Source organism: Shinella sumterensis (genome assembly GCF_004514425.2).
Classification (GTDB): Bacteria; Pseudomonadota; Alphaproteobacteria; order Rhizobiales; family Rhizobiaceae; genus Shinella; species Shinella sumterensis.
Map to the genome: position 1 here is coordinate 114,162 of NZ_MYFN02000007.1, position 25,939 is coordinate 140,100.

The window sequence follows — 25,939 nt, forward strand, 5'->3', positions numbered from 1 at the left end:
CCCCGATGGCCGTGGAAGAGCAGCGACCGCGTCTCGCCTGGCTCTTCTTCGGCTGGTCGGGTCGCCTCAGTCGCGCGCCCCATGCGCTCGGCTGGGCCTTCTGGCTGATGGTCCTGTCGGCCTCCTTCACCCGCGTCCTTGCCGTGCCGGAGGATCATCCGTCCTTCGTCCCGTGGGTTCTCGTCTTCCTGGCGCTGGCGGTCGTCTCGACGATCTCCTCGCTGATGCTTTCGGTCAAGCGGGTGCACGACATGAACCTGCCCGCCCCTCTCATCCTCTGCCTCTTCGTTCCCGCGCTTTCGTTCTTCGCGCTCTTCGTGTTTCTCGTTTGGCCCGGCACCCAGGGGCCGAACGACTACGGACGCCTGCCCGACCGCCCGATGGACTGACTGCCGCGCTCCTCGCGCGCGTGACAGCTTGCGAGCGATGGGCTACATCTCGATTCCCTCTGTTTCCGTGCCGTGATCGCATGCCCATGACCTCTGCCGACCCGATTGCCAATCTCGCCACCCTGATCCGCTGCCCGTCCGTGACGCCCGCCGAGGGCGGCGCGCTGACAGCCCTTGCCGCCATGCTGGAGCCGCTCGGCTTCACCGTGGAGCGCATGGTGGCCCGCGAACCCGGCATGCCCGATATCGAGAACCTCTATGCCCGCATCGGCACGGACGGCCCGCATCTGATGTTTGCCGGCCACACCGACGTCGTGCCTGTCGGCGACGAGGCTGCCTGGACGCATGATCCGTTCGGCGCGGAGATCGCCGGCGGCGAGATGTTCGGCCGCGGCGCCGTGGACATGAAGGGCGGCATCGCCTGCTTCGTCGCGGCCGTCGCGCGCCATATCGGGAAACACGGCCCACCGAAGGGCTCCGTCTCCTTCCTCATCACCGGCGATGAGGAAGGCCCGGCCGTCAACGGTACGATCAAGCTGCTCGAATGGGCGGCCGCCCGCGGCGGGCGCTGGGATGCCTGCCTCGTGGGCGAGCCGACCAATCCCGATCAGCTCGGCGACATGATCAAGATCGGCCGGCGCGGCTCCGTCTCCGGCACCGTGACGGTGCACGGCGTGCAGGGTCATGCCGCCTATCCGCACCTCGCCGACAATGCCGTGCGCGGCATCGTCGCGCTGACGGACGCCCTGATGGACCCGCCCTTCGACGCCGGCACGGAAAACTTCCAGCCGTCGAACCTCGAAGTGACCACCATCGACATCGGCAACCGCGCCACCAATGTCGTGCCGGGCAAGGCGACCGCCAGCTTCAACATCCGCTTCAACGACACCTGGACGGCCGAGACCGTCATGGCCGAGATCGTGCGCCGGCTCGATGCCGCGGCCGCCGACGAGAGGCTGCGGCCCGGCCGCAGCCCCGTGCGCTACGATATCGCCTGGGCCGAACGCCCCAGCCATGTCTTCCTGACGCGCAACAACCAGCTGATCGCCTCGCTATCGGGCGCGGTGGAAGCGGTGACCGGCCGCGCGCCGAAGCTGTCGACGACCGGCGGCACGTCCGATGCCCGTTTCATCAAGGATTATTGCCCGGTCGTCGAGTTCGGCCTTGTGGGGCAGACCATGCATATGGTGGACGAGCGGGTGGCCGTCGCTGATCTCGAGACGCTGACGTCGATCTACGAGACCTTCATCGAACGCTGGTTCGACAATGCCCGGTCTTGACGAGGTCCTGCATTATCTTACCGGCGTCGTTCTGCTGTTGCGCCAGAAGCAGGAAGGCTTCGGCTGGCTGGACCTGACGATGCGCGGCTTCACGCGGTCGTTCTGGGCGATCGTGTGGTGCCTGCCGGCCTTTGCCGTGATCTGGGCATCGTGGCGGCTCTATTATCTCGCTGCCATGCCCGCCGATACGCCGGCGGGCTTCAATTTCCTGGTGAAGCTCGCCGTCATCGATGTCGTCGGCTGGATGCTACCGCTCGCGCTGCTGGCGGTGCTTGCCGGCCCCTTGGGCTACGGCAAGTATCTCGCAACGCTGGTGACCGCCAGCAACTGGGTCGCGATCCCCTTCGCCTATGCGGCCGCCATTCCCTTCGCGCTGACGCTCGTGCTGCCCACAAGCGCGCCGTTCGCCGGCCTGCTTCTCTACGTGGTCTTCGGCGCCAGTGTCGTGCTGCAGTACCGGCTGGTCTGGATGTGCGTCGGCAGGCAGGCCCTTCTGGCCGCGGCCATCACCGCGATCTTCGTGCTGCCGCCAATGATCGTCGGACAGGAACTGCAGCGCCTTCTCGGCACGATGCCGGTCTGATCAGTAATCGACAGCCATGAAGTAAAGGCCATCGGGCGGCGCGACGGGGCCGCAGGCCTTGCGGTCGCGCGCCTCCAGCGCCGCGCGCACATCGCCGGCCGTCCACTTGCCCTCGCCGGCCAGCTTCAGCGTTCCGGCAAAGGAACGGATCTGGTTGTGCAGGAAGCTTTGCGCGGACACACGCATCTCTATGAGATCGCCGTTGCGCGTCACCTCCAGACGGTCGATGGTGCGCACCGGGCTGTTCGCCTGGCACTGGGCCGCGCGGAACGTCGTGAAGTCGTGTTTTCCCACCAGCATCTGCCCGGCCGCGTGCATGGCGTCGTGATCGAGGTCTTTGGCGACGAACCAGGCGCGGTTCGCCTCCAGCGCCAGCGGCGCCTTGCGCGAGATGATGCGGTAGAGATAGTGCCGCTTCTTCGCGGAGAAGCGCGCATCGAAATCGTCGGGCGCCCGTGCCGCATCGAGAATCGCGACCCGCTCGCCGGCCATGCCGAGATGGGCGTTGAGGGCGTTGCGGAGCGTATGCTCCTTCCAGTCGCGTGTCAGGTCGGCATGGGCGACCTGCCCCATGGCGTGCACGCCGGAATCCGTGCGCCCCGCACCGCGGATCGAGACGGTCTCGCCGGTCAGCGACAGGATCGCGGCCTCGATGGCGCCCTGGACGGAGGGACCATTGTCCTGCCGCTGCCAGCCCACATAGGGCGTGCCGTCATATTCGATCACGAGCTTGTAGCGCGGCATCAGGCCAGGACCTGACCGGGCGCGACCGGCGTGCCGCGCAGGAAATCGGCGGCGTCGAGCGGCTTGCCGCCGGCCTTCTGCAAGCGCAGGAGCCGGACGGCGCCCTTGCCGCAGGCGATGGCCAGCGCATCGTCGAGTACCGTGCCGGCGGGATGCGCGGCGCTTTCATCGACGAGCGCGCTTGCCAGCACCTTCACCCGTTCCGGCTTGCCGGCGACGGGCAGTTCGAACCACGCGCCGGGAAACGGCGAGAGGCCGCGGATATGGTTGTGCACATCCTTAGCCGGCTTCGAAAAACCGATACGGGTTTCGGCCTTGTCGATCTTGGCGGCGTAGAGCACGCCCTCCTCGGCCTGCGGCGTCAGCGGCAGGTTGCCGGCCTCCAGCTTCGCCATGGCCTCGACCATCAGCGCGCCGCCTTCCTGCATCAGCGCATCGTGCAGTTCGCCTGCGGTCATGGTCTCGTCGATCGCCACGCGGGCGGTGAGCGCGACAGGGCCGGTATCGAGGCCCTTGTCCATCTTCATGACCATCATGCCGGTCTCGGCATCGCCCGCCATGATCGCCCGCTGGATGGGGGCCGCCCCCCGCCAGCGCGGCAGGAGCGAGGCATGGCCGTTGTAGCAGCCGAGGCGCGTGCCGGTGAGGATCGCTTCCGGCAGCAGCAGGCCGTAGGCCACGACGACGGCGACATCCGCCTTCAGGGCGCGGAACGCCTCGCGCTCCGCGTCCTCACGGAAATTGACGGGCGTGTGGACGGGAATGCCCAGCCGTTCCGCCGCCTGGTGCACAGGGGATTTCACCAGTTCGAGGCCGCGGCGGCCGGCGGGGCGGGGCGGCTGCGAATAGACGGCGACGATCTCGTGGCCCGCCTCGGCCAGTGCCGTCAAGGTCGGGACGGAGAAGTCCGGCGTGCCCATGAAAATGATGCGAAGGGCCATCGGTCAGCCTCCGTGAAAGCAGTTCGGCAAAACCGCAAGGCGGTCTTGCGCCTTGAACCGCGTGAAAACGACGCCGCAGCAATCGCGCTCAGAGCGCCTTGCTGCCGCGCAGCTTGGCGGCCTTGGTGAACTTGCGGATCACCATTTCGCGCTTCAGCTTGGAAATGTGGTCGATGAACAGCACGCCGTTCAGATGATCGATCTCGTGCTGGAGGCAGGTCGCCAGAAGGCCGTCGGCCTCCGTCAGCTGCTCCTTGCCGTCCCGGTCGAGATGTCTGACCTTGATCGCCGCCGGACGCTCGACTTCCGCGTAATAGTCGGGGATCGAAAGGCAGCCTTCCTCGTAAACCGAACGCGCATCCGTGGCGGAGACGATTTCCGGGTTGATGAAGACGAGCGGCTGCTTGTCCTCGCCATCCTTCGACACGTCGAGCACCAGCATGCGGCGCGCAACGCCGATCTGGATGGCGGCAAGGCCGATGCCCGGCGCGTCGTACATGGTTTCCAGCATGTCGTCGGCGAGCTTCTTGACCTCGCCATCCACGGTCTCGATGGGCTGCGAGACCTGGCGAAGGATCGGATCGGGAAGGATAATCAGCGGCTTGATGGTCATGCGCCTCCTTAACCTGCTTTTTTCGGGCTTTCAATCGGCTTGCACGACCGGACAGCGGCTTTGTTCACGGTATGATCTGGTTTTTGCCGTCATCCGTGGTATGGTCGCGGCATGATCGATCCTGCCCTTGATACGCTTCTCACCTCCACGCTCGACCGGCTCGGCGGAACCGGGCCTGCGCTGGCCCTGCTTCTCGCCGTCCTGATCCTGGTTTTCGGCCTGCTTTCGGCTCGCCGCAGCCAGGCGCGCCAGCGCGAGGCGGCGAGCCTCGCGGAGCTGCGCTTCGCCGAACTGCTCAAGGCGCAGACGGAGATGCAGGGGCGCGTCGCCGCCATGGCCGAGGTCTTCGGCGCCAAGCAATCCGAGACCAACCAGGCGATCAACACCCGGCTCGACGGGCTGACGCAGCGGCTCGGCCAGTCGATCTCCGAACAGACGCGCGCGACCCATGAGAACCTGCGCCGCCTGCAGGAGCGGCTCGCGGTGATCGACAACGCCCAGACCAACATCCAGTCGCTAGCCAAGGACGTGGTGGGGCTTCAGGCCATTCTCTCCAACAAGCAGACGCGCGGCGCTTTTGGCCAGTCGCGCATGGAGACCATCATCGCCGACGCGCTGCCGTCCGGCGCCTATCAGTTCCAGGCGCAGCTGGCGAGCGGGGTGCGGCCGGACTGCACGATCCGCATGCCGAACGGCCAGCCGCCGCTCGTCGTGGACGCGAAATTCCCGCTCGAAGCGTGGAACGCGATGTCGGACGCGCGCTCGCCGGAGGCCGCGAAGATCGCCGCCCAGCAATTCCGCCGCGACATGGAAGTCCACATCCGCGATATCTCCGAAAAATACCTGATCGCCGGCGAGACGCAGGATACGGCCTTCCTCTTCGTGCCGTCCGAATCGATCTTCGCCGGCATCCACGAGAATTTCGAGGCCGTCGTGCAGCGGGCGCACCGCGCCCGCGTCGTCATCGTCTCGCCCTCACTGCTGATGCTGTCGGTGCAGGTGCTGCAGGCACTGCTGAAGGACCAGCGCATGCGCGAGCAGGCCCATGTCATCCAGGGCGAGGTCGCACGGCTGATGGACGATTTGACGCGGCTCGACGACCGGGTGCGCAAGCTGCACGGCCATTTCACCTCCGCGCAGAAGGATGTGGACCTGATTTTGACGTCGACGGAGAAGCTTACCCGGCGCGGCGCGCGCATCGGCGAGCTGGAATTCGAGACCGTCGTCGCCCTTTCGGAGAGCCCCGATGCGGTTGCCGAGGGACGAACGGCGCCGCCGCGGCTGAGGGTGGTTGACGAGGACTGACTGCCTCGGGCAGTGTCCGGCGGAAACGACAAAGGGCTATTTTCATGATCACCGTCTTCGGCTCCATCAACATGGACCTCATCGCCACGCCGGAACGCCTGCCGAGACCCGGCGAAACGGTGATGGGAACCAGCTTCACCACCGCTGCCGGCGGCAAGGGCGCCAACCAGGCGCTTGCCGCGCGCCGCGCCGGCGCGATGGTGCGCATGGCCGGCGCCGTGGGTGACGATCGCCTGGGCAGCCAGGCGCTGGCGCTGCTGGCCGATGCCGCCGTGGACCTCAACGCCGTGCGCTATCCCGCCGAGGCGACGGGCACCGCCCACATCCTCGTCGCCCCTGACGGCGAGAACATGATCGTCGTCGTTCCCGGCGCCAACGGAACCGTCAGCGACGAGGACGCCCGGCGCGCTATCGCGGCCATGTCGCGCGGCGATTACCTGATGCTGCAGTTCGAGATCCCGACGAGCGCGATCGAGGCCGCGCTGGCCGCCGCCAGGCAGAAGGGTGTCGTCTCCATCATCAACATCGCGCCGTTCAATGCCGAGGCCAAGCGGCTGGGTGGCACGGCCGACATCCTCGTCGCCAATGAAACGGAATTCGATCTCTTCGTCGGCAAGGGCGAGCTGTCCGACGAGGAGCGGGAAGCCGTCATGCATCGCATCCACGGCGAGAACGGCCAGACCATCATCGTCACGCTCGGGGCGGACGGCGTCGTCGCCATCCGCAAGAACGAGATCTACCGGGCCGCCGGCCTCAAGATCGAGCCGGTCGATACGGTCGGCGCGGGCGACACGTTCTGCGGCTACCTGGCCGCGTCGCTGGATGCCGGACTTGCCTTCAAGGACGCACTGCGCCGCGCGGCCGTCGCAGGCTCGCTTGCCTGCCTGAAGCCCGGCGCCCAGCCGTCCATCCCCTTCGCAAACGCCGTCGACGCGGAAGTCTGACGCCATCGCGTGGCCCCGTTGTGGAGAACTTCGCAACGGGGACACCGCGTGTCGTTTTGCCCGCGACGCCCGGTAATTCAGCGATCCCGCTGACACTGGGGATCGAAATTTGGCTCTTTATTAATATTCTACAGGGTATTGAAATCCTCAAACCACCGACGTTGCGAAAAGCGGCCCGGGCGGTCCAGGACGCAGGTCGCGCGCCTCGCACTCCATGATGGAGCCCATCCCGACAATCGAACGTGCTTCTCCGCGGCACCCGCCGCGGACGCTTCCTATCGTGAGGATTTCATGTTCAAGCTTCAGGCCAAGTCGCTCGCGACGAAGCTCATCGCAGTGACCGGTGGCACCATCGCCCTGGTGCTGCTCGCCTCCAACACCGTGCTCATCCAGCAGAGCCAGGATCGCGTCGCCGGCCTCGTCTATTCGGAGGCGAACACGGAAGCGAAAGCCATCGCGTCCGACATCGCGACCGATATCGGACAGCTCGCCAGCGCCGCGCGCTCGATGGCCGGCGTGATCGAGCAGGGCCATGCCAACGCGCACTTCGACCGAAAGGAAGTGGTCGACATCATCAAGGCCAATGCGGAGAAGAACGACTTCGCGCTCGGAAGCTGGTTTGCGGAAGAGCCCAACGCCTTCGACGGCAAGTCGCGCGAGACGGGCGAATCGCTGGAGACCGGCACGTTCAAGGATGGTTCGTTCAATCCCTACTGGACCAAGCGCAAGGACGGCTCCATCGCGCTCTCCACCTTCGAATCCGATTACAAGGCGGAGTGGTATGCCTTGGCGGCGAATTCAGGCAAGGGCGCGATGACCCAGCCCTACAAGGAAAGCTCGACCGGCGAAGGCTTCACCATGGCCTCGATCGCGTTTCCTGTCGTCTCGGGCGGCAAGCGTATCGGCGTCACCGGCGTCGACGTCTCGCTGAAGACCCTCTCCGACAAGCTGAGCAAACTGGCGCCGTTCGGCGAGGGCCGCGTGCTGCTGCTGTCGCAGACCGGCAAGTGGCTCGTCGCGCCGAATGCCGACCTCGTCATGAAGCCCTATGAAGGTGTCGGCGAGGATATCGTCAAATCCGCGCTCTCCACGGGCAAGCCGGGTCTCGTCGAGAACGTGACCTTCAACGAACTCGCGGCCTTCGATCGTGTCGTCTACCCCTTCGCGCTGCCGGACATCAACACGTCCTGGATCGTGCTCGTCGATGTGCCGCGCGCGGCGATCAATGCGCCCGTGCAGGATCAGACCTTCATGATGATCATCGGTGGCCTCATCGTTCTGGCCGCCGTGCTGACCGGGCTCTACGTCGCGGTGCGTATGTTCGTGCAGAAGCCGCTTGCCGGCCTTGTCCGCGACGTCGATGCGCTGAGCGGCGGCACCTACACGCAGCCCGTCAGCGGGCAGGACCGGTCCGATGAAACCGGCGCCGTCGCCAAGGCGCTGGAAGGGTTCCGCCACCAGCTCGCCAATACCCGCACGCTGGAAGCCGAAGCCAGCCGCCAGCGCGAGCTGACGGAAGCCGAACGCAGCCGCTCGGAAACGGAGCGCGCGGAATCGAGCGCCCTGCAGCGCGAGATCGTCGCCCGCCTCGGCGACGGCCTCGCCCAGCTCTCCGAAGGCAACCTGGCCTTCCGCCTGTCCGGCGATTTCCCGGGCGAGTACGGCAAGCTGAAGACCGACTTCAACTCCGCCATCGCCAGCCTCGAGGAGACGATCCAGACGGTCAACGCCTCCGTCGGCAATATCGGCGGCGGCACCAGCGAGATCTCCAAGGGCGCGGCCGATCTTTCGCACCGCACCGAGCAGCAGGCCGCAAGCCTCGAGGAGACCGCGGCCGCCCTCGACCAGCTGACCTCGCAGGTCAATTCCAGCGCGGAGAATGCCCGGGTCGCGGCCAAGTCCGTCGAAACGGCAAACGAGGATGCGAGCCGGTCGGGCGAAGTCGTGCAGAAGGCGATCGATGCGATGCACGGCATCGAAAGCTCCTCGCGCGAAATCTCCAACATCATCGGCGTCATCGACGACATCGCCTTCCAGACCAACCTGCTGGCGCTCAATGCCGGCGTGGAAGCGGCGCGCGCCGGCGAAGCCGGCAAGGGCTTTGCGGTCGTGGCGCAGGAAGTGCGCGAGCTTGCCCAGCGCTCGGCCAATGCCGCCAAGGAGATCAAGACGCTGATCAACACATCGGAGTCCCAGGTGCGCGACGGCGTCAGCCTCGTCGGCCGTGCGGGCGACGCGCTGGAAAACATCGCCCACCAGGTGAACCAGATCAACGATCTCATCCGCCAGATTTCCTCTTCCGCGTCCGAACAGGCCGTGGGGCTCAAGGAAATCAACGCCGCCGTCAACCAGATGGACCAGGTCACACAGCAGAACGCCGCGATGGTGGAGGAAACCACCGCCGCCAGCATGGCGCTGAACGACGAAGCCCAGACGCTGAAGTCGCTCGTCGCGCGCTTCCGCTCCGGCTCGGCGGTGACGGCAAGCGTGCAGCCGGTACAGCAGGCGGCACGCCCGCAGGTCCAGCCGCAGCGTGCGGCCTACCAGCCCGCCCGCACGGCCAGCCGGCCGGTCCCGCAGGTTTCCGGCAACACGGCGCTGGCGCAGGACGACTGGGAAGAGTTCTGAGCCGCTCCCGCGATCAAAGCAAAAGGCCGGCGGAAACGCCGGCCTTTTTCGTTTCTTTGGGGGGCGAGGCTGCTGGGCTACTTCGGCTGGGTCGGTTGCGCCTGCAGCCGCCCGCGTGAGCGCGACCGCGTGGCGCTGGCCAGCCGTTGGGTGGCTTCCTTCAGCTCCAGCTCGGAGAAGAGCGGCTGGTATTCCGGCCGCAGCATCAGCGCCTCCATGGAAAGCTCGGCCTTGCCCGCATCGAGCAGCCGCTCCAGGCCGGTCGTGCCGGGCTTGAAGACGAGTTCCTTCGCCGCCGCCACGCCGCCGTTGAGCAGCACGAAGCGGCGCAGCAGGACGGGTCGGAAACCGAGGTCGGCGAACCGGTCGTAGAGGCCCATCATCTCCTTGTGGAAACGGGCCTCCACCGCGGGACTGACGACGCGCGAACCCCGCATCAAAGGCGCCCGACGCGCTCGGTGAGCAGCGCGAAGAACCCCTCGGCATCGACCTCCTTCATGACCCGGGCATTGTGCCTGCGGCCTGTCACCTGCCACCAGTCGACCACCGTCATGCCGGCCGTGAGCGGCGACGTCGTTTCCACCTCCACATTGCAATCACGGCCGGAGAACAGGTCGGGCTTCAGTAGATAGGCGATGACGGTCGGATCATGCAGCGGGCCGCCGTCGGAGCCATATTTCTCCACGTCGAACCGTTCGAAGAATTCCAGCATCTCCACCAGAGCCCTGGCCGGGCGGTTGCCGATCGCGCGGAGCTTTTCGACACGGCTCTTCAGCGTCAGCACCTTGTGGGTGACATCGAGCGGCATCATGACGATCGGAATGCCTGATATGAAGACGGCGGCCGCCGCCTCGGGATCGACATAGACGTTGAATTCGGCCGCCGGCGTGATGTTGCCGCCCTCGAAGAAGCCGCCGCCCATCATGACCAGTTCGCGCACCCGGCCGGCGATCTCGGGCGCCTTTTCCAGCGCCAGGGCGATGTTCGTGAGCGGGCCGAGGGTGCAGAGCGTGACGGTGCCTGCCGGCTCGCGCTTCAGCGTCTCGATGATGAAGTCGACGGCATGCTGCGGCTGGAGCGGCATTTGCGGCTCATGCAGTTCCGGACCGTCCAGACCGGTCTTGCCATGCACATGCTCGGCGGTCACCAGCGGACGGGCAATCGGCCCTTCGGCGCCGGCGAAGACCTTGATGTCGGTGCGGCCGCAGAACTCCAGGATGATGCGGGCATTCGTCGAGGTCCGCGACAGCGGCACGTTCCCGGCGACGGTCGTGATGCCGAGGATTTCCAGCTCGGGGCTGCCGAGCGCCAGCATGATCGCGGCGGCGTCGTCCTGGCCAGGATCGGTATCGATGATGATTTTCCTCGGCTCAGACATGCCGTTGCGTCCTTGTCTCTTCATGGTTTTCGCCAGCACCGCGCGGGCGAAGCGGCGACTATATTTGCGAAATCGCGCTTCGCAAGCGTCTTGCGCCGCAAGCGCACAGTCACCATATTGGTTCCGTCGGGATGCCGGTTTCGGGTCCCGTCTTGGTCGCTTGAAAGCAAGGACTGGACGTATGTCTCGCATGACCCCTTTCGCAAGCCCACTGCTGCTGGGCTTCGACGCCATGGAAAAAACCCTGGAGCGCATCGCCAAGGGCAACGATGGCTATCCCCCCTACAACATCGAACGGCTGCGTTCGAACGACGCGACGGGTGCGCCCGAGCGCCTGCGCATCACGCTGGCCGTGGCGGGCTTCTCCGAAGAGGAGCTCGATGTCACGACAGAGGAAAGCCAGCTCGTCATCCGCGGTCGCCAGACCGACAGCAACGAACGGGATTATCTTTACCGCGGCATTGCCGCTCGCCAGTTCCAGCGCACCTTCGTCCTTGCCGAGGGCATGCGCGTGGAGGGTGCCGAGTTGAAGAACGGCCTTCTCTCGGTCGATCTCATCCGGCCGGAACCGCAGCGAATGGTAAAGAAAATTAACATTTCCGTATCAGACTAGATCATGAGCCGTTCCTGCGGCAACACCCCGCCGGACCGTCTCGAGCGTAACCTGATCGCTGACGCACCGAGCTCCCTTATGGACGCGGGCGCCCAGCGGCCGGCACTTGCCGGCATTGCCATGGAGGCAAAGATGGGACTGAAGACCATTACCCCCACCGTTTCGAAGGCAGATCTCGCACATCTGGGCGAGGGTGAAGTCGGCTACATCAGGAAGATGAAGGCGGATGAAGTTTCGCGCGTCTTTCCCGAGGCGCCCGAGATCGACCCCAGCCTCGACCTGTGGGCCCTGTTCGGCGCCGACGGCACGCCGATCCTGCTGACCGACAATCGTTCCAGCACCTTCTACAAGGCTGCCGAGGACGACCTGCGGACCGTCAGCCTCCACTGACCCCGAAGCCGAAGCCTTCCGTCAGAGACGGCGGAAGGTGAGGTAGGCGGACTTGCGGCCCTCGCGCTTGGCCTTGGCCTCGTAGCGCGTGCCCGGCCAGCCGGCATAGGGCGTCAGCCAGTCGGCCGCGTTTTCCGCGGTCCATACGAAAGCGGGATGCGCCCCGCAATGCATCAGCGTCCAGTTGACATAAGTGTCGATGTCGGACGCGAAACAGAAGTGCCCGCCCGGTTTCAGCACGCGGGCAAAGCGATCCAGGTTGGCCCTGGACACGAAGCGCCGCTTCCAGTGCTTCTTCTTCGGCCACGGGTCGGGGTAGAGAAGATCGATCTGATCGATCGACGCCGCCGGCAACCAATCCAGCAATTCCGTCGCATCGTCGTCGTAGAGGCGGATGTTCTTCGCGCCCGTGTCCTCGATGCTGCCGATGAGCTTGGCCATGGAGTTGACGAAGGGCTCGACGCCGATGAAGGCGGTATCCGGCGTTTCCTGGGCGCGATGAATGAGATGCTCGCCGCCGCCGAAACCGATTTCGAGCCGGACGCGCGCCGGCTCGAAATCATAGAGCGATGCGATGTCGGCCGGCGCCGGTGCCGAAAGGTCGACCTTCAGCGCCGGAAGCAGCGTCTCGAGATGATGCGCCTGCCGCTCCCTCAGCGGTTTTCCCTTGCGGCGACCGAAGAAGGCTTCGGTCGCGCGGCTGCGGCGCTCTGCATCGGTCATGGCGATCTCAGTTCTTCAGCGCTTCCTTGAGTGCCTTGACGAGGTCGAGGCGCTCCCAGGAGAAAGAGCCGTCACGGCCGGCCTTGCGACCGAAATGGCCATAGGCGGATGTCTTGGCATAGATCGGCTTGTTGAGGTCCAGGTGGCGGCGGATACCTGATGGCGACAGGTCCATGGCCTTGCGGATCGCGGCTTCCACTTCGTCCTCGCTCACCTTGCCCGTGCCGTGCAGGTCGACATAGATCGACAGCGGTTGCGCGACGCCGATGGCATAGGAAATCTGGATCGTGCAACGGTCGGCGAGGCCGGCGGCCACCACGTTCTTGGCAAGGTAGCGAGCGGCATAGGCGGCCGAACGGTCGACCTTGGTCGTGTCCTTGCCGGAAAAGGCGCCGCCGCCATGGGGTGCCGCGCCACCATAGGTGTCGACGATGATCTTGCGGCCGGTCAGGCCGGCGTCGCCATCCGGGCCGCCGATGACGAACTTGCCCGTCGGGTTGATGTACCAGACGCAATCGTCGGCGATCGCGATGTCATGCAGGGCCTCGCGGATATAGGGCTCGACGACCTCGCGCACCTTCTTGGAATCCCAGCTTTCATCGAGATGCTGGGTGGACAGGACGATCGAGGCGACGTCGGCGGGCTTGCCGTCGACGTAACGCACGGTCACCTGGCTCTTGGCATCCGGGCCGAGCTTGCCGGCATCGCCCACGCCCTTCTTGCGGGCCTCGGCGAGCAGCTGGAGAATGCGGTGCGAATAATAAAGCGGTGCGGGCATCAGCTCCGCCGTTTCGCGGCAGGCGTAACCGAACATGATGCCCTGGTCGCCGGCGCCCTCGTCGCCCTGCCTGTCCGCGGCATTGTCGACGCCCTGGGCGATATCCGCCGACTGGGAATGCAGCAGCACGTCGATCTTCGCCGTCTTCCAGTGGAAGCCGTCCTGCTCGTAGCCGATGTCACGGATCGCCTTGCGCGCGGCGGACTTGAACTTCGACGGGTTGATGACGTCGTTGCCGTCCTTGTCCTTCTTCAGAAGGCTCGGCGGCAAGCGCACTTCACCGGCGATGACGACCCGGTTGGTGGTGGCGAGCGTCTCGCATGCGATGCGGACCGACCACGGATCGACCTTCGACTTCACAGCCTCACGATAGACGAGATCCACGATCTCGTCGGAGATGCGGTCGCAAACCTTGTCCGGATGCCCCTCGGCGACGGACTCGCTGGTGAAGAGATAATTGCTGCGCATGCGGGAAGTCCCCTCAAAGAAAACAGACTTCGATGTTGTTATTCAGTTCATCGCCCAAAAACAAGAACAGAAGGACATAAGAATATCTTTATATCGAAATTTCCTTCTCCTGCGCGCATAAAAAAAACGGCCCCGAAGGGCCGCCTTTTCAGACCATCTCGCTGAAAGCGATCATTCGATTTCGGCTTCGGCTGCCAGCGCCTTGACGAGATCGACGAGCTTGCGGCGCACCTTGGGATCGGTGATCTTCACGAAGGCGCGGTTCAGCTGCAGGCCTTCGGAAGACGACAGGAAATCCACCACATAATTGGAACTGGACGCATCGGCGAAACCGCTCTGGGAGTCAGCGGTGTCACCGGGTGCATCCTCGAAAAAGAATGAGACAGGCACGTTGAGAATGCTCGAAATGTTCTGCAACCGGCTTGCGCCGACGCGGTTCGTGCCCTTCTCGTATTTCTGGATCTGCTGGAAGGTGATGCCAAGGCTTTCGCCCAGCTTCTCCTGGCTCATACCGAGCATGGTCCTGCGAAGCCGAATTCTGCTGCCGACATGAATGTCGATCGGATTCGGCTTCTTCTTGTTTTCCATCATCACTTTGGTCCTAACGCGGAAATGGCCCCACCCCGACCGGCACCCTTACTGAATACTTAACGTCACGTTGTATGCGCGACCACCGGAGAGTCCGACACTACAGCAGAACGACCGGTGGCGGGCACTATGCTATTTTAGGGGTTTTTGGTCAATTCAATCTGTTTCTAAAACCAATGCGTGAAATGCTCGCCACAAGAAAGAAAAGACCAAGAAGAGCGGGAAAGACCCAATCCCGCCACTTCGTCCACAGGCCCTGCGCAATCTTACCCGGAAGGGTTGCATCCACGAAACCCGTGACGTCGTAGGACAGGCCCGAGATCACCTCGCCCCTGGCATCGACGACGGCGGAAATACCGTTGTTGGCGGCGCGAATCAACGGCATGCCGCGCTCCACGGCGCGAAGACGCGCCTGCTGGAAATGCTGGTAGGGCCCGGGCGTGTCGCCGAACCAGGCATCGTTCGTCACATTCAGCAGGGCTGCGGCCGCGTCGGATGCGGGGCCGATCTCGGACGGGAAGATCGCCTCGTAGCAGATCAGCGGATAAAGGCCCTTGCCGAGGGCGTTCAACAGCGGATGCTCGCGTGCCGGGGAAAACCCGCCGGGCATGGCGACGGGCGAGACGCCGAGGCTTTCGAAGACCTCGGCAAAGGGCATGTATTCGCCGAAGGGCACGAGATGAACCTTGTCGGCCGCGCCGATGATCTGCCCCTTGCCGTCGATCGCGTAGATGGAGTTGTAGTAGCGCGGCGCCTTGCCGGATCCCGCACTTTCGGTGCGCACCGCGCCGGCGATCAACACCTGGTCGTCTTCCAGGACCTCGGCGATGCGCACGAGCGCATCGGGATTGTCGGTGAGGATGAAGGGAATGGAGGTTTCCGGCCAGACGATAATGTCCGGCCGCTTGCCCCCCTCCGCAGGCTTGGCCGCGCTCAGCGCCAGATGCTTTTCGAAGATATCCGCACGGGCGGAATCATCGAGCTTCATGGCCTGGTCGATGACCGGCTGGACGAGGCGGATGACGGTCGCCTGGTTTTCCGGCAGCGGCAGGACATGAAGCGCATAGGCGCCATAGCCGAGATGGGCGGCAAACAGGATGACGGCGAGGCCGAGGCCGGCCACCCTTCCCCGCCGCGTGCCGAGCAGCGCGGGGGCCGCGAAGACGAAGACGGCGAGCACGTTCATGCCGGCGATGCCGACGAGGCCGGCGGATTGCATGAGCAGCGGGACCGGCATCATGCCATAGCCGACGGCATTCCACGGAAAGCCGGTGAACAGCGTGCCGCGCAGCCATTCTCCCACCCCGAAGGCGAAGGCGAGCGCGGCGATCCGGCCCATGCCGTCGGACCAGAAGAGCCGGGCGAGCGCTGTGGCAAAGCCGTAATAGAAGGCAAGGAAGGCCGGTAGTCCCAGCACGGCGAGCGGCACGGCCCAGGCAAACGCATCCGCCTCCACCAGCAATGCATTGCCGAGCCACCACAATCCGCCGACGAAGTAGCCGAAGCCGAACAGCCAGCCGATGCGGAAGGCGGGCGCCAGGCGCCGGAGGAAGCCCGCTTCAGGCGCGGCAGTCGCACCATCGAGCAGCCAGACGAGAAGGGTGAAGGAAACGAACAGCGCCGCGAGGAAGCCGAAGGGCGGCAGCGCCAGGACGCCGATCAGGCCCGCAAGAAATGCAACAAGCGCCCGTCTTTTTCCAGACAGGAGCATGACCGTGCCCGCGAGCCGCTCCATGCCGTCCCCTTCTTGTCGCTTTCCCCGAATCAGCCGCGCCAGTCTCCCAAAAAACCAGCGCCTTGTCCCGCGTCACGGCAGGACAAGGCGCAGATCATTTTCAAGATTATCTCAGGACGGCTCAATCTGTGCCCGTGCTGTCGGCCTGCGGCTCCGAAACCGTTGCGCGCTCCGGCGTCACCCCGCCCGCCTCGCCTTCCGGGCGACGTTCCCGGCGGCGTACGGCGCTGGCGCGCTTGCGGGTGACACGCACGCGCTTCACGCGACGCGGATCCGCATCCAGAACGTGGAATTCGAAGCCCGGCACCGCCTGCACGACCTCGCCGCGCACCGGAATGCGTCCGAGCGATGCGAAGATCAGGCCGCCGAGCGTATCGGCATCCTCCAGCTGGTCGCGGATGTCGAAATCCGGGCCGATCGCTTCGGCCAGTTCCTCCAGCTCGACGCGGGCATCCGCGATGAACACGTCGTCGCCGGCGCGCTGGATCATGGCCTCTTCGTCGTCGTGCTCGTCCTCGATATCGCCGACGACCATCTCGACGATGTCCTCCAGCGAGGCCAGACCGTCCGTGCCGCCATATTCATCGATGACGAGCGCCATCTGCGTGCGATCGGCCTGCATGCGCGCCATCAGGTCGGCGGCCAGCATCGACGGCGGCACGAACAGCACCTGCCGGATGATGCCGGCTTCCGCGACGGTCTTGGAAAGATCGACGCGGCCGAGGTCGAATTCAGCTTTCGGCGTGCGAACCGGCTTCTCGCCGTTTGCGGGCGCCGCCTTTGCGCCGCTGCGGCGCTTGTTGCGGGCCTGCTTGGTGACATAGGCGAGCAGGTCGCGGATATGGACCATGCCGCGCGGATCGTCGAGGCTTTCATGGTAGACCGGCATGCGCGAGCGGCCGGAATCCTCGAAGATCACCATCAGCTCGGCGATCGTGATGTCCTGGTCGACGGCCTCGATATCGGCGCGCGGGACCATCACGTCCTCGACCCGCACCTCGCGGAAGCGGAGAATGTTGTGCAGCATCGCCCGTTCTTCGGGCAGGAAGGCCGGCTCGCCGCCGCTCTCTTCCGTCATCAAGGCCTCTGCGAGGTCCTTGCGGAGGCTGGAGGCCCCTGTCATGCGCCAAAGCCGCGCTGCGCGGGACCAGAAGGATGTCCGGCCCCCGTTTTCCTGCTTCGGCGCGCTGGTACTACTGCCCGCCTCGTCCTGACTGGAGGCATCCGCCTCGTGCTTTTCCGTCGCTACGGACTGGTTTCTGAAGTCGCTCATTGGTCCAAACTGGTTAATCGGGATCGTCCCCGTAGGGGTCAGATAGGCCAAGCCCGGCAAGAATGCGAGTCTCAAGCCCTTCCATTTTTTCCGCCTCTTCCTCGTCCATGTGATCATAGCCGAAGAGATGCAGAAATCCATGCACCATCAGATGGGTGAGATGATCGTCGAAAGACTTGCCGAGTTCGGCAGCCTCGCGGGTCAATGTTTCCTCTGCAAAAATGATGTCGCCGAGCATCGGCCCCGGCATTTTGCCGGGTGTCAGCGGGAAGGCCGGGAAGGACAGGACGTTGGTCGGCTTGTCCTGGCTGCGCCATTGCGCATTGATGCCGCGGATCTCCGCATCGCTGGTGAAGACGAGGGAGACTTCCGGCGCGCCTGTCTTCGGAAAGGGCTGCTTTTCGGTTTCGCGCAGGAAATCGACGGCGGCACCCAGCACATGCGTGCTCATCTCGAACAGGCGTTCTTCGGAGGGCCATCGGCCCTCCTCTATGGAAATCTGGATGTCGAGCTGGCTCATCGGACGTGCCGACCTTAGCGGTCGATCTGCTCGCTTTCGTCGTGCACGGCCGTCGTCGCCTCGTAGGCCCGCACGATGCGTGCGACCATCGGATGGCGCACGACGTCCACATCCTTGAAGCGCACGACCGAGACACCCTCGACGCCATGCAGGATCTGCAGGGCCTCGACAAGGCCCGACTTGACGCCGCGCGGCAGGTCCACCTGACTCGGGTCGCCGGTGACGATCATGCGGCCGTTTTCGCCAAGACGCGTCAGGAACATCTTCATCTGCATCGACGTCGTGTTCTGCGCCTCGTCGAGGATCACGGCGGCATTGGCCAGCGTGCGGCCGCGCATGAAGGCGAGCGGCGCGATCTCGATGACGCCGGCGGTGATGGCGCGTTCGACCTTGTCGCCCGGCATCATGTCGTAAAGCGCGTCATAGAGCGGGCGCAGATAGGGATCGACCTTTTCCTTCATGTCGCCGGGCAGGAAGCCGAGGCGCTCGCCGGCTTCCACGGCCGGGCGCGACAGGATGATGCGGTCGACGGCGCCGCGCTCCAGAAGCTGGGCGGCATAGGCGACGGCAAGATAGGTCTTGCCCGTACCGGCCGGACCGACGCCGAAGACCAGCTCGGAGCGCTCGAGCGCGCGGATATAGGTATCCTGCGTCGGCGTGCGGGCGGCGATCGTCTTCTTGCGGGTGGAGATCTGCGACATGGTCAGCTTGGCCTTGCGCTCCATGGTCGGCAGCGACAGCTGGTCGTCGGCTGCGATCGCCATGCGGATGGCGCCCTCGACATCGGAAAGCTCGATGGAGCCGCCCTTCTGGAGGCGGTCGTAAAGATAGTCCAGCGCCCGGCGGGCCTGGCTGGTGGCCACCACGTCGCCGGAGATGACGACGGAGTTGCCGCGGGCCCGCGCATCGATGTGCAGGCGCTGCTCGATGAGCTTCAGGTGCTGATCGAACTGGCCGAAGAGCTCGCTTGCGTATCGATTGTTCTCGAAAGTCAGGACGAATTGATTTGCGTCGGTCTCGGTCTTCGACTGGCGCGGCGAGGACGTCATCAGTTCGTGTCCGTTCAAGCGGTCAAGCTCCTTGTGTGAAACCCGTCAACCGATCGCTTCGGCGAAGAGGCTGTTGGGCCCGGCATCGATGATTCGTACCCGGATAATGTCACCGATTTCAGAACCTTTTGCATCAATATTCACAGGCTGGAGCCAGGGCGAGCGGCCGACGAGCTGGCCGGGCATGCGGCCGGGCTTCTCCAGGAGCAGGTCGATCTCCTTGCCGATGCAGGTCCTGGCGAATTCGCGCTGCTGGCGAAACAGCAAAGCCTGCAATCTTTCAAGGCGTTCGGCCTTCACGTCCTCGGCCACATGGCCGTCCATCTCCGCCCCCGGCGTGCCGGGGCGGATGGAATATTTGAACGAAAATGCCTGTGCATAACCGACGGTTCCGATGAGGCGCATCGTGTCCTCGAAGTCCTCATCCGTCTCGCCGGGGAAGCCGACGATGAAATCGCCCGAGATCGCGAGGTCCGGCTGGACGGCGCGGATGCGCTCGATGAGGGCGATGTATTCGGCGGCCGTGTGGCGTCGGTTCATCGCTTTGAGGATACGGTCGGAGCCGGACTGCACGGGCAGATGCAGGTAGGGCATCAGCTTGGACAGGTCGCGATGGGCCTCGATCAGGCGGTCGTCCATGTCGCGCGGATGGCTGGTCGTGTACCGCAGGCGCGCCAGGCCCTCGATTTCGGCGAGGCGGTAAAGCAGGTCGCCCAGGCCCCACTCGGTGCCATCGGGCCCGAGACCGTGCCAGGCATTGACGTTCTGGCCGAGCAGCGTGATCTCGCGCACGCCGCCCTCGACGAGTCGCTCGGCCTCCGTGACGATCTGCGCGACCGGCCGGGAGACCTCCGAGCCGCGCGTATAGGGCACGACGCAGAAGGTGCAGAACTTGTCGCAGCCTTCCTGCACGGTGAGAAAGGCGGTGACGCCCCGCGCGCGGGTCTTGGCCTTTTCCGGCGCCGGCAGGTGCTCGAACTTGTCCTCGATGGCATAGTCCGTCTCCACGACACGCTCGCCGCCCTTGGCACGACGCAGCGCGTCGGGCAGGCGGTGATAGGTCTGCGGACCGACGACGAGGTCCACGGCCGGCGCGCGGCGCAGGATTTCCCTGCCCTCGGCCTGGGCGACGCAGCCGGTGACGCCGATCACCATCTCGCGGCCGTCCCTGGCGCGCGCCTTCTTCATCTCGCGCAGGCGGCCAAGCTCGGAATAGACCTTCTCGGCAGCCTTCTCGCGGATATGGCAGGTGTTGAGCAGCACCAGATCGGCCTCTTCCAGCACGTCCGTCGCCTGATAGCCGTCCTTCGACAGGGCGTCCGTCATGCGGTCGCTGTCATAAACGTTCATCTGGCAGCCGTAGGTCTTCACGAAGACCTTGCGGATGTTCGGCGTGGCCACGGGGGCATCGGGGGCAGAGAGGGACTGTTCGCTCATGGCCGCTTCCATAGTGGAAAAAGCCCGGAGAATGAAGCGATTCTTTGTTTTCGCCGTTGCGCTCGCGCCCTATCGGCCGCGCAGGCGTGCGCCGAGCATGGCGCGGATGCGCGCCTCGACCGTGCGGCTCACCGCCTTGCGGTTGCTCGTGCGCGTGTAATCCACGCGCTCGCCGAAATCGACATCGACGTCCACGGCCCCGGCGCGCAGGATGCCCATGAGATGCGGCATGAGTTCGATATCGCCCGGCCAGGCGGCGATCGGGCGGTGGTAGCGGCCCATCGCCATGCCGTGCAGGCCGGTATAGGCAATGGAAACGGGTTGGATGTGCACGATGCCATCAGGCGCATGCGGCACGGCGGAGGCGGCCGCACCGAAGAGCGAGGACTTCACCTCCAGCAGGCGATTGCCGTCGGAGGTCGTTCCCTCGGGAAAGAGCACGACGATCTCGCCGGCCGCCAGGCGCTCTGCGATCTCGTTGACCTTCTCACCGGTCTTCTGGCGCTGCTCGCGCTCCACGAAGATCGTCGCCTGGAGGCGGGCGAGAATGCCGAAAACCGGCCAGCCGCGCACCTCCGATTTGGCGATATAGACGACGTCGGCGACCGAGCCGAGCACCAGGATATCCTTCCAGGACGCATGGTTGGCGGCCAGAAGCAGCGGACGCTTCGCCTCCAGCACGCCATGCACACGCACCCTGATGCCAAGCACCCGGCAGGCGACACGATGCCACAGACGCGGCAGAAAGCGGCGGATCTTCCAGTTGAAGCGCAGGCCGAGGAGCTGGAACGGCAAGAGCAGGAGCGTGACCGCAAGAAGGACAATCGCGCCGATGGCGATGCGCAGCCAGGTGATCAAGCGCTCACCGGACCGATGTCGGGGAGAGAGGTCTCAAAGTGGGAACGGCGACGGACCTCACTCACCCTCCTTGAGCGGAATGCCGTAAAGCTCCAGCCGGTGATCGACCAGCTTGAAGCCGTGCTCGCGGGCGATGCGCTCCTGCAGGGCCTCGATTTCCGGGGAGTGGAACTCGATGACGTGGCCATGTTTCAGATCGATGAGATGATCGTGATGCTCGTCCGGCACGGTCTCGTACCGCGACCGTCCGTCGCGGAAATCGTGGCGCTCGATGATGCCGGCATCCTCGAACAGTTTGACGGTGCGATAGACGGTGGAGATGGAAATGCGCGAATCGATGGCCGAGGAGCGGCGATAAAGCTCCTCCACGTCGGGATGATCGGCGGAGCCCTCCAATACGCGCGCGATAACGCGGCGCTGTTCGGTCATGCGCATGCCGCGCTCGACACACAGCTCTTCCAGCGATTTCTCGACATACGTCATACGACCTGCCCTCGTTCTTCCGGCCTCCCGCAAGGGGACTAGCGAAGATCGCGCCGCATGACAAGCGCCGTGGAGCGGCCGCCATCGGCCGAGGCGTAATAGGCCTTGCGCTCCCCGACCTTGGCGAAGCCGAGCTTCGCATAGAGGCCGCAGGCGGCTTGATTGGCCGCATCCACCTCGAGGAAAATATCCTCTGCACCGCGCATCTTCGCCTCACGCAGCGCTGCCAGCATGAGCCGCCAGCCGAGACCGCCGCGCCCGAAGCGCTGGTCGACGCCGATGGTCAGGATTTCCGCCTCGCCCGCCGTGGCGCGCGCAAGCACGAAACCGCCCGCCGCACGTTCCGCCACGCCAGCCTTCAGAGCCAGAAAGCCGAAGACGGTGTCCTGCGACAGCAGCGAATGAAACTCGCCGTCATTCCAGGGCTGGGCAAATCGCAGCTTGTGCACGGCCGCGGCAAGCGCGACGTCATCCTTTTCGAGCGGGAAGATCTCGAAGACGGGTTTGCGGATGAAGTAGTCGCTGAGAGACATTCACGCCCTCCGGATCGCGAAGCCCGCCTGCGGCTTGGCATCGGGCCCGCGCAGATAAAGCGGCCGCGGCTGGCTGGCCTCGGGATCGAGGCGGGCGCCAAGCCGCGCGACGGTGGCGATGGAAACGCCGTCCGTCCCTGCTTCGGCATCTGCGCGCAGCAGCGTCGCACCCGAGCCGCCGAGCGTCTCCCCCTCAGCCAGCGCGATGGCACGCGCCTGCTCGACGGAGGCGATGGCCGGCGGCGTGGCCGCGCTGCCATCGGCTGCGAACCGCTGCCAATAGACCTCGTCGCGCTTGGCATCGATGGCGATGAGCGACGGCCCCGACCGGTCGGCGGCAAGGGCGGCAAGCGTCGAGACCCCGACGGCCGGCACGCCGAGCGCCAGCGCGAGACCCCGCGCTGCGGCGACACCCACGCGGATGCCCGTGAAGGAGCCGGGGCCGATGGTGACGGCAATACGGTCGATATCCGGAAGATCCATGCCGGCCGCCTCGAGCGCCGCATCGACGAATTCCATCAGCCGCTCGGCATGGCCGCGGCCGATATCGGCGCCGGCGGCGCCGAGGACGGTGTCCCTGTCGGAATCATAGAGCGCGGCAAAGCAGCCCGTTCCCGCCGTATCGATCGCCAGGACGATCATGCCGGGCACCGGCGATGCGCGCGGCAGGCCTTATGCGACGGCTTCAACTTCCTGCACTTCCGGTACGAAATGGCGAAGAAGGTTCTGGACGCCGTGCTTGAGCGTCGCCGTCGAGGACGGGCAGCCCGAGCAGGCGCCCTTCATGTTGAGGTAGACGACGCCGTCGCGGAAACCCTTGAAGGTGATGTCGCCGCCATCCTGGGCGACGGCCGGGCGCACGCGCGTGTCGAGCAGTTCCTTGATGGTGGCGACGATGGTCTCGTCGCCCGCCTCGAAGAACTCGCCTTCGTCATCGCCATTGCCACCGAAAGCGCCGCTGGCCAGAACCGGCTGGCCGGACATGAAGTGTTCCATGATGTTGCCGAGGATGGCCGGCTTCATGTGCTGCCAATCGGCACCGTCCTTGGTGACGGTGATGAAATCGTAGCCGAGGAAGACACCGGTGACGCCGGGAATGCCGAAGAGGCGGGCGGCAAGCGGGGACGCGGCGCGCGCTTCGGTCTCGTCGCGGAACTCGGCCGTGCCGCTCTCCAGCACCACCTTGCCCGGCAGGAACTTCAGGGTCGACGGGTTCGGCGTCGATTCGGTCTGGATGAACATCTTACTCTCCGTGCGGCCGGACAGGCTCGCGGCCATATTCTTTAGAAACGTTCAAAAGAAGATAAACCTTTTGGTCGCTATCTTCAAGGTCGAGACCTCAGCTCAGCGCATCCAGTTCCTCGTCGCTCAGCTGGTCGGGGATGACGGTGACGGGGATCGGAAACGCCTGCGCGCGGCTGGCGAGCGACGTGACGAGCGGTCCCGGCCCTTCCTTTGACGATCCGGCGGCGAGAACGAGGATCGCGATGTCGCGGTCTTCCTCGATCAGGCTGTTGATCGCCTCGCTGGCAACGCCCTCGCGAATCACGGTTTCCGGCTCGATGCCGATGGCCTCGCGCAGCGCCTGGCCGGCCTTGGCCAGCACGGCCTCGGCCTCCTCGCGCGCTTCCGCCCGCATGATCTCCTCGACACCCAGCCATTGCTGGAAATCGCCATTGGCGATCACGTAGAGCAGCACGACGGCGCCGTTGGAATTCTTCGCACGCATTCCCGCATAATGCACGGCGCGCTGGCATTCCGGCGTATCGTCGATGACGGCCAGAAACTTGCGGCGGTGGCCTTCCAGGCGGGAAAGTCGTCGAGAAACCATGCGGCCCCCTTCTCTCTAAGACGTTTCGGGGTCGACCTTACTGCACAAAACCGACGATGTCGCGGACTTCCTTCATGGTTTTTTCGGCCCGCGCGCGTGCCCTTTCGCCACCATCGCGCAGGATGGCGTCGATATGGCTCGTGTCGTCCATCAAGCGGCGCATCTCGTCGGTGATCGGCGAGAGAACGTTGACCGCAAGGTCGACCAGCGCCGGCTTGAAGGCCGAAAACTGCTGGCCGCCGAATTCGACGAGAACGTCGGCCTTGGTCTTGTCGGCAAGGGCCGCATAGATGCCGACGAGGTTGTCCGCCTCGGGGCGTCCCTTCAGGCCCTCGACCTCGCTCGGCAAGGCGTCCGGATCGGTCTTGGCCTTGCGGATCTTCTTGGAGATCGTCTCGGCATCGTCGGTGAGGTTGATGCGCGACAGGTCGGAGGCATCCGACTTCGACATCTTCTTCGTGCCGTCGCGCAGGCTCATGACGCGCGGTGCCGGCCCGCCGATCAGCGGCTCGACCATCGGGAAATAGGCGTGCACCGGCTCCTCGCCGACCACGATATCAACGCCGGTGCCGGCCTTTCGGATGTGATTGCCGAAGTCGATGTTGAACTTCTGCGCGATGTCGCGGGTCAGCTCCAGGTGCTGCTTCTGGTCGTCGCCGACGGGCACATGCGTCGCACGGTAGACGAGGATGTCGGCGGCCATCAGGCTTGGATAGGCAAGCAGGCCGAGCGAGACCTGTTCGGCATTCTTACCGCCGGTCTTGTCCTTGAACTGGGTCATGCGCTCCATCCAGCCGATGCGCGCCACGCAGTTGAAGATCCAGGCGAGCTCGGCATGCTGCGGCACGGCGGACTGGTTGAAGACGATGTGCTTCTTCGGGTCGATGCCGGCGGCGATGAAGGCGGCGGCAATCGAGCGGATCTGGCCGCGCATGTCTTCGTGCACCAGCTGCGCGGTAATGGCGTGCAGGTCCACGACGCAATAGATGCAGTCGTTATCGTCCTGCAGCGCCACGAACTTGCGGATCGCGCCGAGATAGTTGCCGAGGTGGAGATTGCCGGTCGGCTGCACGCCGGAGAAGACGAGGGGCTTGAATGCGCTCATGACGGTTTCCTTCAGGCGGGTGGAGGGCCTGGTCCTGTTGCACGCGCAGTTTCCGGCCCGGTTCTGCGGACGGATCTGCGAAAGAAATACGCCGCGCTTATGCACGGCGCCGGGACGCCGATCAAGTGGGGCCGGCCTTGCGGCGGGACCTCTCATCAGGGAGTCCTTATAAATGACACTTTCCGGTTGTTCCTGGCTGCGGGGATTTGAGGGAAGGTCGATCCCGATCGGCCGTTTTGTGACGAAGGGGCGCAAAACGGGAGGACACCGTGCGAAGGAACGGTTCCATTCTGCTTGCCTGCCTCGTGGCTGTGACGTCGCTCTTCGCGACGGAGACCACGGCAGGCCGCAACGACAAGCACGCCGCCAGAACCGACAAGGACGTGGTGGCGAAAACATACGGCATCCAGACGCCGCGCGTGCGGCACCGATGTTTCCCCGGCAAGCTCAGGGGCGTGCTGTCGCATATCGCCCGCGCGGTCGGCCGAAGGCCCCTCGTCACGTCCGGGCACCGCTCGAACGGTCGGCGCGGCTCCTATCACCGCAAATGCCTTGCGGCGGATATCCGCGTTCCCGGCGTTTCGGTAAACCGCATCCTCGCGGCCGCACGCTCGGCACCTGGTATCGGCGGCCTCGGCACCTATTGCAACGGCATCGTGCATGTCGATGTCGGGCCGAAGCGCCGCTGGCATCATTGCGGCGGCGGGCTGGCACGGCTCACGACACGCGCACGGCCCGCCTCGCGCTAGA

At 65.1% G+C, this 25,939-nt stretch carries 29 protein-coding genes; 9 read left to right on the forward strand and 20 right to left on the reverse strand.

Annotated elements, in window-relative coordinates:
* The first annotated feature begins 5 nt into the window (after positions 1 to 5).
* The 3 genes from B5M41_RS14520 (at position 6) to B5M41_RS14530 (ending at position 2,252) form a co-directional block, all read left to right on the forward strand.
* Entirely contained in the window at positions 6 to 389 is a 384-nt protein-coding gene (locus B5M41_RS14520; protein ID WP_134647981.1) for a DUF805 domain-containing protein, read from the forward strand.
* A gap of 86 nt (positions 390 to 475) precedes the next feature.
* Entirely contained in the window at positions 476 to 1,669 is a 1,194-nt protein-coding gene (dapE, locus tag B5M41_RS14525; protein ID WP_134647983.1) for a succinyl-diaminopimelate desuccinylase, read from the forward strand.
* Positions 1,656 to 2,252: a hypothetical protein gene (locus B5M41_RS14530; protein WP_134647985.1), complete on the forward strand. Its 597-nt coding sequence runs from the start codon at positions 1,656 to 1,658 to the stop codon at positions 2,250 to 2,252. Before dapE ends, B5M41_RS14530 begins: the two co-directional genes overlap by 14 nt.
* Here the strand turns inward: B5M41_RS14530 and truA are convergent, their stop codons facing one another.
* The 3 genes from truA to def all read right to left on the reverse strand — a co-directional run bounded on the left by truA (position 2,253) and on the right by def (position 4,550).
* A complete protein-coding gene (truA, locus tag B5M41_RS14535) occupies positions 2,253 to 2,996 on the reverse strand; it encodes a tRNA pseudouridine(38-40) synthase TruA (RefSeq protein WP_134647987.1) in 744 nt (247 codons plus the stop codon). It abuts the gene before it with no gap.
* A complete protein-coding gene (fmt, locus tag B5M41_RS14540) occupies positions 2,996 to 3,937 on the reverse strand; it encodes a methionyl-tRNA formyltransferase (RefSeq protein WP_134647989.1) in 942 nt (313 codons plus the stop codon). The genes truA and fmt overlap by 1 nt, the downstream gene beginning before the upstream one ends.
* 88 nt (positions 3,938 to 4,025) lie before the next feature.
* Positions 4,026 to 4,550, reverse strand: coding sequence for a peptide deformylase (def, locus tag B5M41_RS14545; RefSeq protein ID WP_134647991.1), 525 nt, complete (start codon positions 4,548 to 4,550; stop codon positions 4,026 to 4,028).
* A gap of 111 nt (positions 4,551 to 4,661) precedes the next feature.
* On the opposite strand from def, the gene B5M41_RS14550 reads away from it, so the two are divergent.
* From B5M41_RS14550 to B5M41_RS14560, 3 genes are all read left to right on the forward strand, one after another.
* A complete protein-coding gene (locus B5M41_RS14550) occupies positions 4,662 to 5,855 on the forward strand; it encodes a DNA recombination protein RmuC (RefSeq protein WP_134647993.1) in 1,194 nt (397 codons plus the stop codon).
* 44 nt (positions 5,856 to 5,899) lie between these two features.
* Positions 5,900 to 6,799: a ribokinase gene (locus B5M41_RS14555; protein WP_134647995.1), complete on the forward strand. Its 900-nt coding sequence runs from the start codon at positions 5,900 to 5,902 to the stop codon at positions 6,797 to 6,799.
* 291 nt (positions 6,800 to 7,090) lie between these two features.
* Positions 7,091 to 9,427, forward strand: a complete 2,337-nt coding sequence (locus B5M41_RS14560) for a methyl-accepting chemotaxis protein (protein ID WP_134647997.1) — start codon at positions 7,091 to 7,093, stop codon at positions 9,425 to 9,427.
* 77 nt (positions 9,428 to 9,504) lie between these two features.
* Here B5M41_RS14560 and B5M41_RS14565 read toward each other — a convergent pair whose 3' ends face one another.
* Together B5M41_RS14565 and B5M41_RS14570 are read right to left on the reverse strand one after the other, a co-directional pair.
* Complete coding sequence (locus tag B5M41_RS14565) at positions 9,505 to 9,864, reverse strand: hypothetical protein (protein WP_134647999.1); 360 nt, start codon at positions 9,862 to 9,864, stop codon at positions 9,505 to 9,507.
* A complete protein-coding gene (locus tag B5M41_RS14570) occupies positions 9,864 to 10,805 on the reverse strand; it encodes a nucleoside hydrolase (RefSeq protein WP_134648001.1) in 942 nt (313 codons plus the stop codon). The genes B5M41_RS14565 and B5M41_RS14570 overlap by 1 nt, the downstream gene beginning before the upstream one ends.
* 181 nt (positions 10,806 to 10,986) lie before the next feature.
* Here B5M41_RS14570 and B5M41_RS14575 point away from each other — a divergent pair, with 181 nt between their 5' ends.
* Together B5M41_RS14575 and B5M41_RS14580 are read left to right on the forward strand one after the other, a co-directional pair.
* Positions 10,987 to 11,418, forward strand: a complete 432-nt coding sequence (locus B5M41_RS14575; RefSeq protein WP_134648003.1) for an Hsp20 family protein — start codon at positions 10,987 to 10,989, stop codon at positions 11,416 to 11,418.
* A 132-nt stretch (positions 11,419 to 11,550) separates the two neighbouring features.
* Positions 11,551 to 11,808: a BQ00720 family protein gene (locus B5M41_RS14580; protein ID WP_134648220.1), complete on the forward strand. Its 258-nt coding sequence runs from the start codon at positions 11,551 to 11,553 to the stop codon at positions 11,806 to 11,808.
* Positions 11,809 to 11,829: 21 nt separating this feature from the next.
* Here B5M41_RS14580 and trmB read toward each other — a convergent pair whose 3' ends face one another.
* The 15 genes from trmB to trpS all read right to left on the reverse strand — a co-directional run bounded on the left by trmB (position 11,830) and on the right by trpS (position 25,189).
* Positions 11,830 to 12,531, reverse strand: a complete 702-nt coding sequence (gene trmB, locus B5M41_RS14585; protein WP_134648005.1) for a tRNA (guanosine(46)-N7)-methyltransferase TrmB — start codon at positions 12,529 to 12,531, stop codon at positions 11,830 to 11,832.
* 7 nt (positions 12,532 to 12,538) lie between these two features.
* Positions 12,539 to 13,777 (reverse strand): methionine adenosyltransferase, encoded by a 1,239-nt coding sequence (gene metK, locus B5M41_RS14590; protein WP_134648007.1) that lies wholly within the window; start codon positions 13,775 to 13,777, stop codon positions 12,539 to 12,541.
* Between the two features lie 171 nt (positions 13,778 to 13,948).
* The gene (locus tag B5M41_RS14595) at positions 13,949 to 14,368 is read right to left on the reverse strand and encodes a helix-turn-helix domain-containing protein (protein WP_134648009.1); all 420 of its coding nucleotides are present in this window, start codon (positions 14,366 to 14,368) and stop codon (positions 13,949 to 13,951) included.
* A gap of 148 nt (positions 14,369 to 14,516) precedes the next feature.
* Positions 14,517 to 16,100, reverse strand: coding sequence for an apolipoprotein N-acyltransferase (gene lnt / locus B5M41_RS14600; protein ID WP_134648011.1), 1,584 nt, complete (start codon positions 16,098 to 16,100; stop codon positions 14,517 to 14,519).
* Positions 16,101 to 16,221: 121 nt separating this feature from the next.
* Complete coding sequence (locus B5M41_RS14605; protein ID WP_134648013.1) at positions 16,222 to 17,373, reverse strand: hemolysin family protein; 1,152 nt, start codon at positions 17,371 to 17,373, stop codon at positions 16,222 to 16,224.
* Positions 17,374 to 17,386: 13 nt separating this feature from the next.
* Positions 17,387 to 17,893 carry an rRNA maturation RNase YbeY gene (ybeY, locus tag B5M41_RS14610; protein ID WP_134648015.1) on the reverse strand — a complete coding sequence of 169 codons (507 nt, stop codon included), beginning with the start codon at positions 17,891 to 17,893 and terminating at the stop codon, positions 17,387 to 17,389.
* Between the two features lie 14 nt (positions 17,894 to 17,907).
* A complete protein-coding gene (locus B5M41_RS14615) occupies positions 17,908 to 18,960 on the reverse strand; it encodes a PhoH family protein (RefSeq protein ID WP_134648017.1) in 1,053 nt (350 codons plus the stop codon).
* 27 nt (positions 18,961 to 18,987) lie between these two features.
* Complete coding sequence (gene miaB / locus B5M41_RS14620) at positions 18,988 to 20,379, reverse strand: tRNA (N6-isopentenyl adenosine(37)-C2)-methylthiotransferase MiaB (protein ID WP_134648019.1); 1,392 nt, start codon at positions 20,377 to 20,379, stop codon at positions 18,988 to 18,990.
* Positions 20,380 to 20,448: 69 nt separating this feature from the next.
* Positions 20,449 to 21,237 (reverse strand): lyso-ornithine lipid O-acyltransferase, encoded by a 789-nt coding sequence (olsA, locus tag B5M41_RS14625; RefSeq protein ID WP_134648021.1) that lies wholly within the window; start codon positions 21,235 to 21,237, stop codon positions 20,449 to 20,451.
* 57 nt (positions 21,238 to 21,294) lie between these two features.
* Positions 21,295 to 21,720, reverse strand: a complete 426-nt coding sequence (locus B5M41_RS14630; protein ID WP_134648023.1) for a Fur family transcriptional regulator — start codon at positions 21,718 to 21,720, stop codon at positions 21,295 to 21,297.
* A gap of 38 nt (positions 21,721 to 21,758) precedes the next feature.
* Positions 21,759 to 22,253: a GNAT family N-acetyltransferase gene (locus B5M41_RS14635; protein ID WP_134648025.1), complete on the reverse strand. Its 495-nt coding sequence runs from the start codon at positions 22,251 to 22,253 to the stop codon at positions 21,759 to 21,761.
* Complete coding sequence (tsaB, locus tag B5M41_RS14640) at positions 22,254 to 22,895, reverse strand: tRNA (adenosine(37)-N6)-threonylcarbamoyltransferase complex dimerization subunit type 1 TsaB (protein ID WP_134648027.1); 642 nt, start codon at positions 22,893 to 22,895, stop codon at positions 22,254 to 22,256.
* Between the two features lie 30 nt (positions 22,896 to 22,925).
* Positions 22,926 to 23,495, reverse strand: coding sequence for a NifU family protein (locus B5M41_RS14645; protein WP_134648029.1), 570 nt, complete (start codon positions 23,493 to 23,495; stop codon positions 22,926 to 22,928).
* Between the two features lie 97 nt (positions 23,496 to 23,592).
* Positions 23,593 to 24,084, reverse strand: a complete 492-nt coding sequence (locus tag B5M41_RS14650; RefSeq protein WP_134648031.1) for a universal stress protein — start codon at positions 24,082 to 24,084, stop codon at positions 23,593 to 23,595.
* Between the two features lie 37 nt (positions 24,085 to 24,121).
* The gene (trpS, locus tag B5M41_RS14655; protein ID WP_134648033.1) at positions 24,122 to 25,189 is read right to left on the reverse strand and encodes a tryptophan--tRNA ligase; all 1,068 of its coding nucleotides are present in this window, start codon (positions 25,187 to 25,189) and stop codon (positions 24,122 to 24,124) included.
* 269 nt (positions 25,190 to 25,458) lie between these two features.
* Here trpS and B5M41_RS14660 point away from each other — a divergent pair, with 269 nt between their 5' ends.
* The gene (locus tag B5M41_RS14660; RefSeq protein WP_413713170.1) at positions 25,459 to 25,938 is read left to right on the forward strand and encodes a YcbK family protein; all 480 of its coding nucleotides are present in this window, start codon (positions 25,459 to 25,461) and stop codon (positions 25,936 to 25,938) included.
* The last annotated feature ends 1 nt before the right edge of the window (position 25,939 follow it).

Excerpts from the sequence above, each read along its gene's own strand:
- B5M41_RS14575 (WP_134648003.1), top strand. The coding sequence starts at position 10,987 with ATGTCTCGCATGACCCCTTTCGCAAGCCCACTGCTGCTGGGCTTCGAC.
- dapE (WP_134647983.1), top strand. The coding sequence starts at position 476 with ATGACCTCTGCCGACCCGATTGCCAATCTCGCCACCCTGATCCGCTGC.
- ybeY (WP_134648015.1), bottom strand. The coding sequence starts at position 17,893 with ATGAGCCAGCTCGACATCCAGATTTCCATAGAGGAGGGCCGATGGCCC.
- trpS (WP_134648033.1), bottom strand. The coding sequence starts at position 25,189 with ATGAGCGCATTCAAGCCCCTCGTCTTCTCCGGCGTGCAGCCGACCGGC.
- truA (WP_134647987.1), bottom strand. The coding sequence starts at position 2,996 with ATGCCGCGCTACAAGCTCGTGATCGAATATGACGGCACGCCCTATGTG.
- B5M41_RS14605 (WP_134648013.1), bottom strand. The coding sequence starts at position 17,373 with ATGAGCGACTTCAGAAACCAGTCCGTAGCGACGGAAAAGCACGAGGCG.
- B5M41_RS14595 (WP_134648009.1), bottom strand. The coding sequence starts at position 14,368 with ATGATGGAAAACAAGAAGAAGCCGAATCCGATCGACATTCATGTCGGC.
- B5M41_RS14555 (WP_134647995.1), top strand. The coding sequence starts at position 5,900 with ATGATCACCGTCTTCGGCTCCATCAACATGGACCTCATCGCCACGCCG.
- B5M41_RS14520 (WP_134647981.1), top strand. The coding sequence starts at position 6 with ATGGCCGTGGAAGAGCAGCGACCGCGTCTCGCCTGGCTCTTCTTCGGC.
- B5M41_RS14560 (WP_134647997.1), top strand. The coding sequence starts at position 7,091 with ATGTTCAAGCTTCAGGCCAAGTCGCTCGCGACGAAGCTCATCGCAGTG.
- B5M41_RS14565 (WP_134647999.1), bottom strand. The coding sequence starts at position 9,864 with ATGCGGGGTTCGCGCGTCGTCAGTCCCGCGGTGGAGGCCCGTTTCCAC.
- B5M41_RS14530 (WP_134647985.1), top strand. The coding sequence starts at position 1,656 with ATGCCCGGTCTTGACGAGGTCCTGCATTATCTTACCGGCGTCGTTCTG.
- B5M41_RS14630 (WP_134648023.1), bottom strand. The coding sequence starts at position 21,720 with ATGACGTATGTCGAGAAATCGCTGGAAGAGCTGTGTGTCGAGCGCGGC.
- B5M41_RS14570 (WP_134648001.1), bottom strand. The coding sequence starts at position 10,805 with ATGTCTGAGCCGAGGAAAATCATCATCGATACCGATCCTGGCCAGGAC.
- metK (WP_134648007.1), bottom strand. The coding sequence starts at position 13,777 with ATGCGCAGCAATTATCTCTTCACCAGCGAGTCCGTCGCCGAGGGGCAT.
- B5M41_RS14550 (WP_134647993.1), top strand. The coding sequence starts at position 4,662 with ATGATCGATCCTGCCCTTGATACGCTTCTCACCTCCACGCTCGACCGG.
- fmt (WP_134647989.1), bottom strand. The coding sequence starts at position 3,937 with ATGGCCCTTCGCATCATTTTCATGGGCACGCCGGACTTCTCCGTCCCG.
- trmB (WP_134648005.1), bottom strand. The coding sequence starts at position 12,531 with ATGACCGATGCAGAGCGCCGCAGCCGCGCGACCGAAGCCTTCTTCGGT.
- tsaB (WP_134648027.1), bottom strand. The coding sequence starts at position 22,895 with ATGATCGTCCTGGCGATCGATACGGCGGGAACGGGCTGCTTTGCCGCG.
- def (WP_134647991.1), bottom strand. The coding sequence starts at position 4,550 with ATGACCATCAAGCCGCTGATTATCCTTCCCGATCCGATCCTTCGCCAG.
- B5M41_RS14635 (WP_134648025.1), bottom strand. The coding sequence starts at position 22,253 with ATGTCTCTCAGCGACTACTTCATCCGCAAACCCGTCTTCGAGATCTTC.
- B5M41_RS14650 (WP_134648031.1), bottom strand. The coding sequence starts at position 24,084 with ATGGTTTCTCGACGACTTTCCCGCCTGGAAGGCCACCGCCGCAAGTTT.
- B5M41_RS14645 (WP_134648029.1), bottom strand. The coding sequence starts at position 23,495 with ATGTTCATCCAGACCGAATCGACGCCGAACCCGTCGACCCTGAAGTTC.
- miaB (WP_134648019.1), bottom strand. The coding sequence starts at position 20,379 with ATGAGCGAACAGTCCCTCTCTGCCCCCGATGCCCCCGTGGCCACGCCG.
- lnt (WP_134648011.1), bottom strand. The coding sequence starts at position 16,100 with ATGGAGCGGCTCGCGGGCACGGTCATGCTCCTGTCTGGAAAAAGACGG.
- B5M41_RS14580 (WP_134648220.1), top strand. The coding sequence starts at position 11,551 with ATGGGACTGAAGACCATTACCCCCACCGTTTCGAAGGCAGATCTCGCA.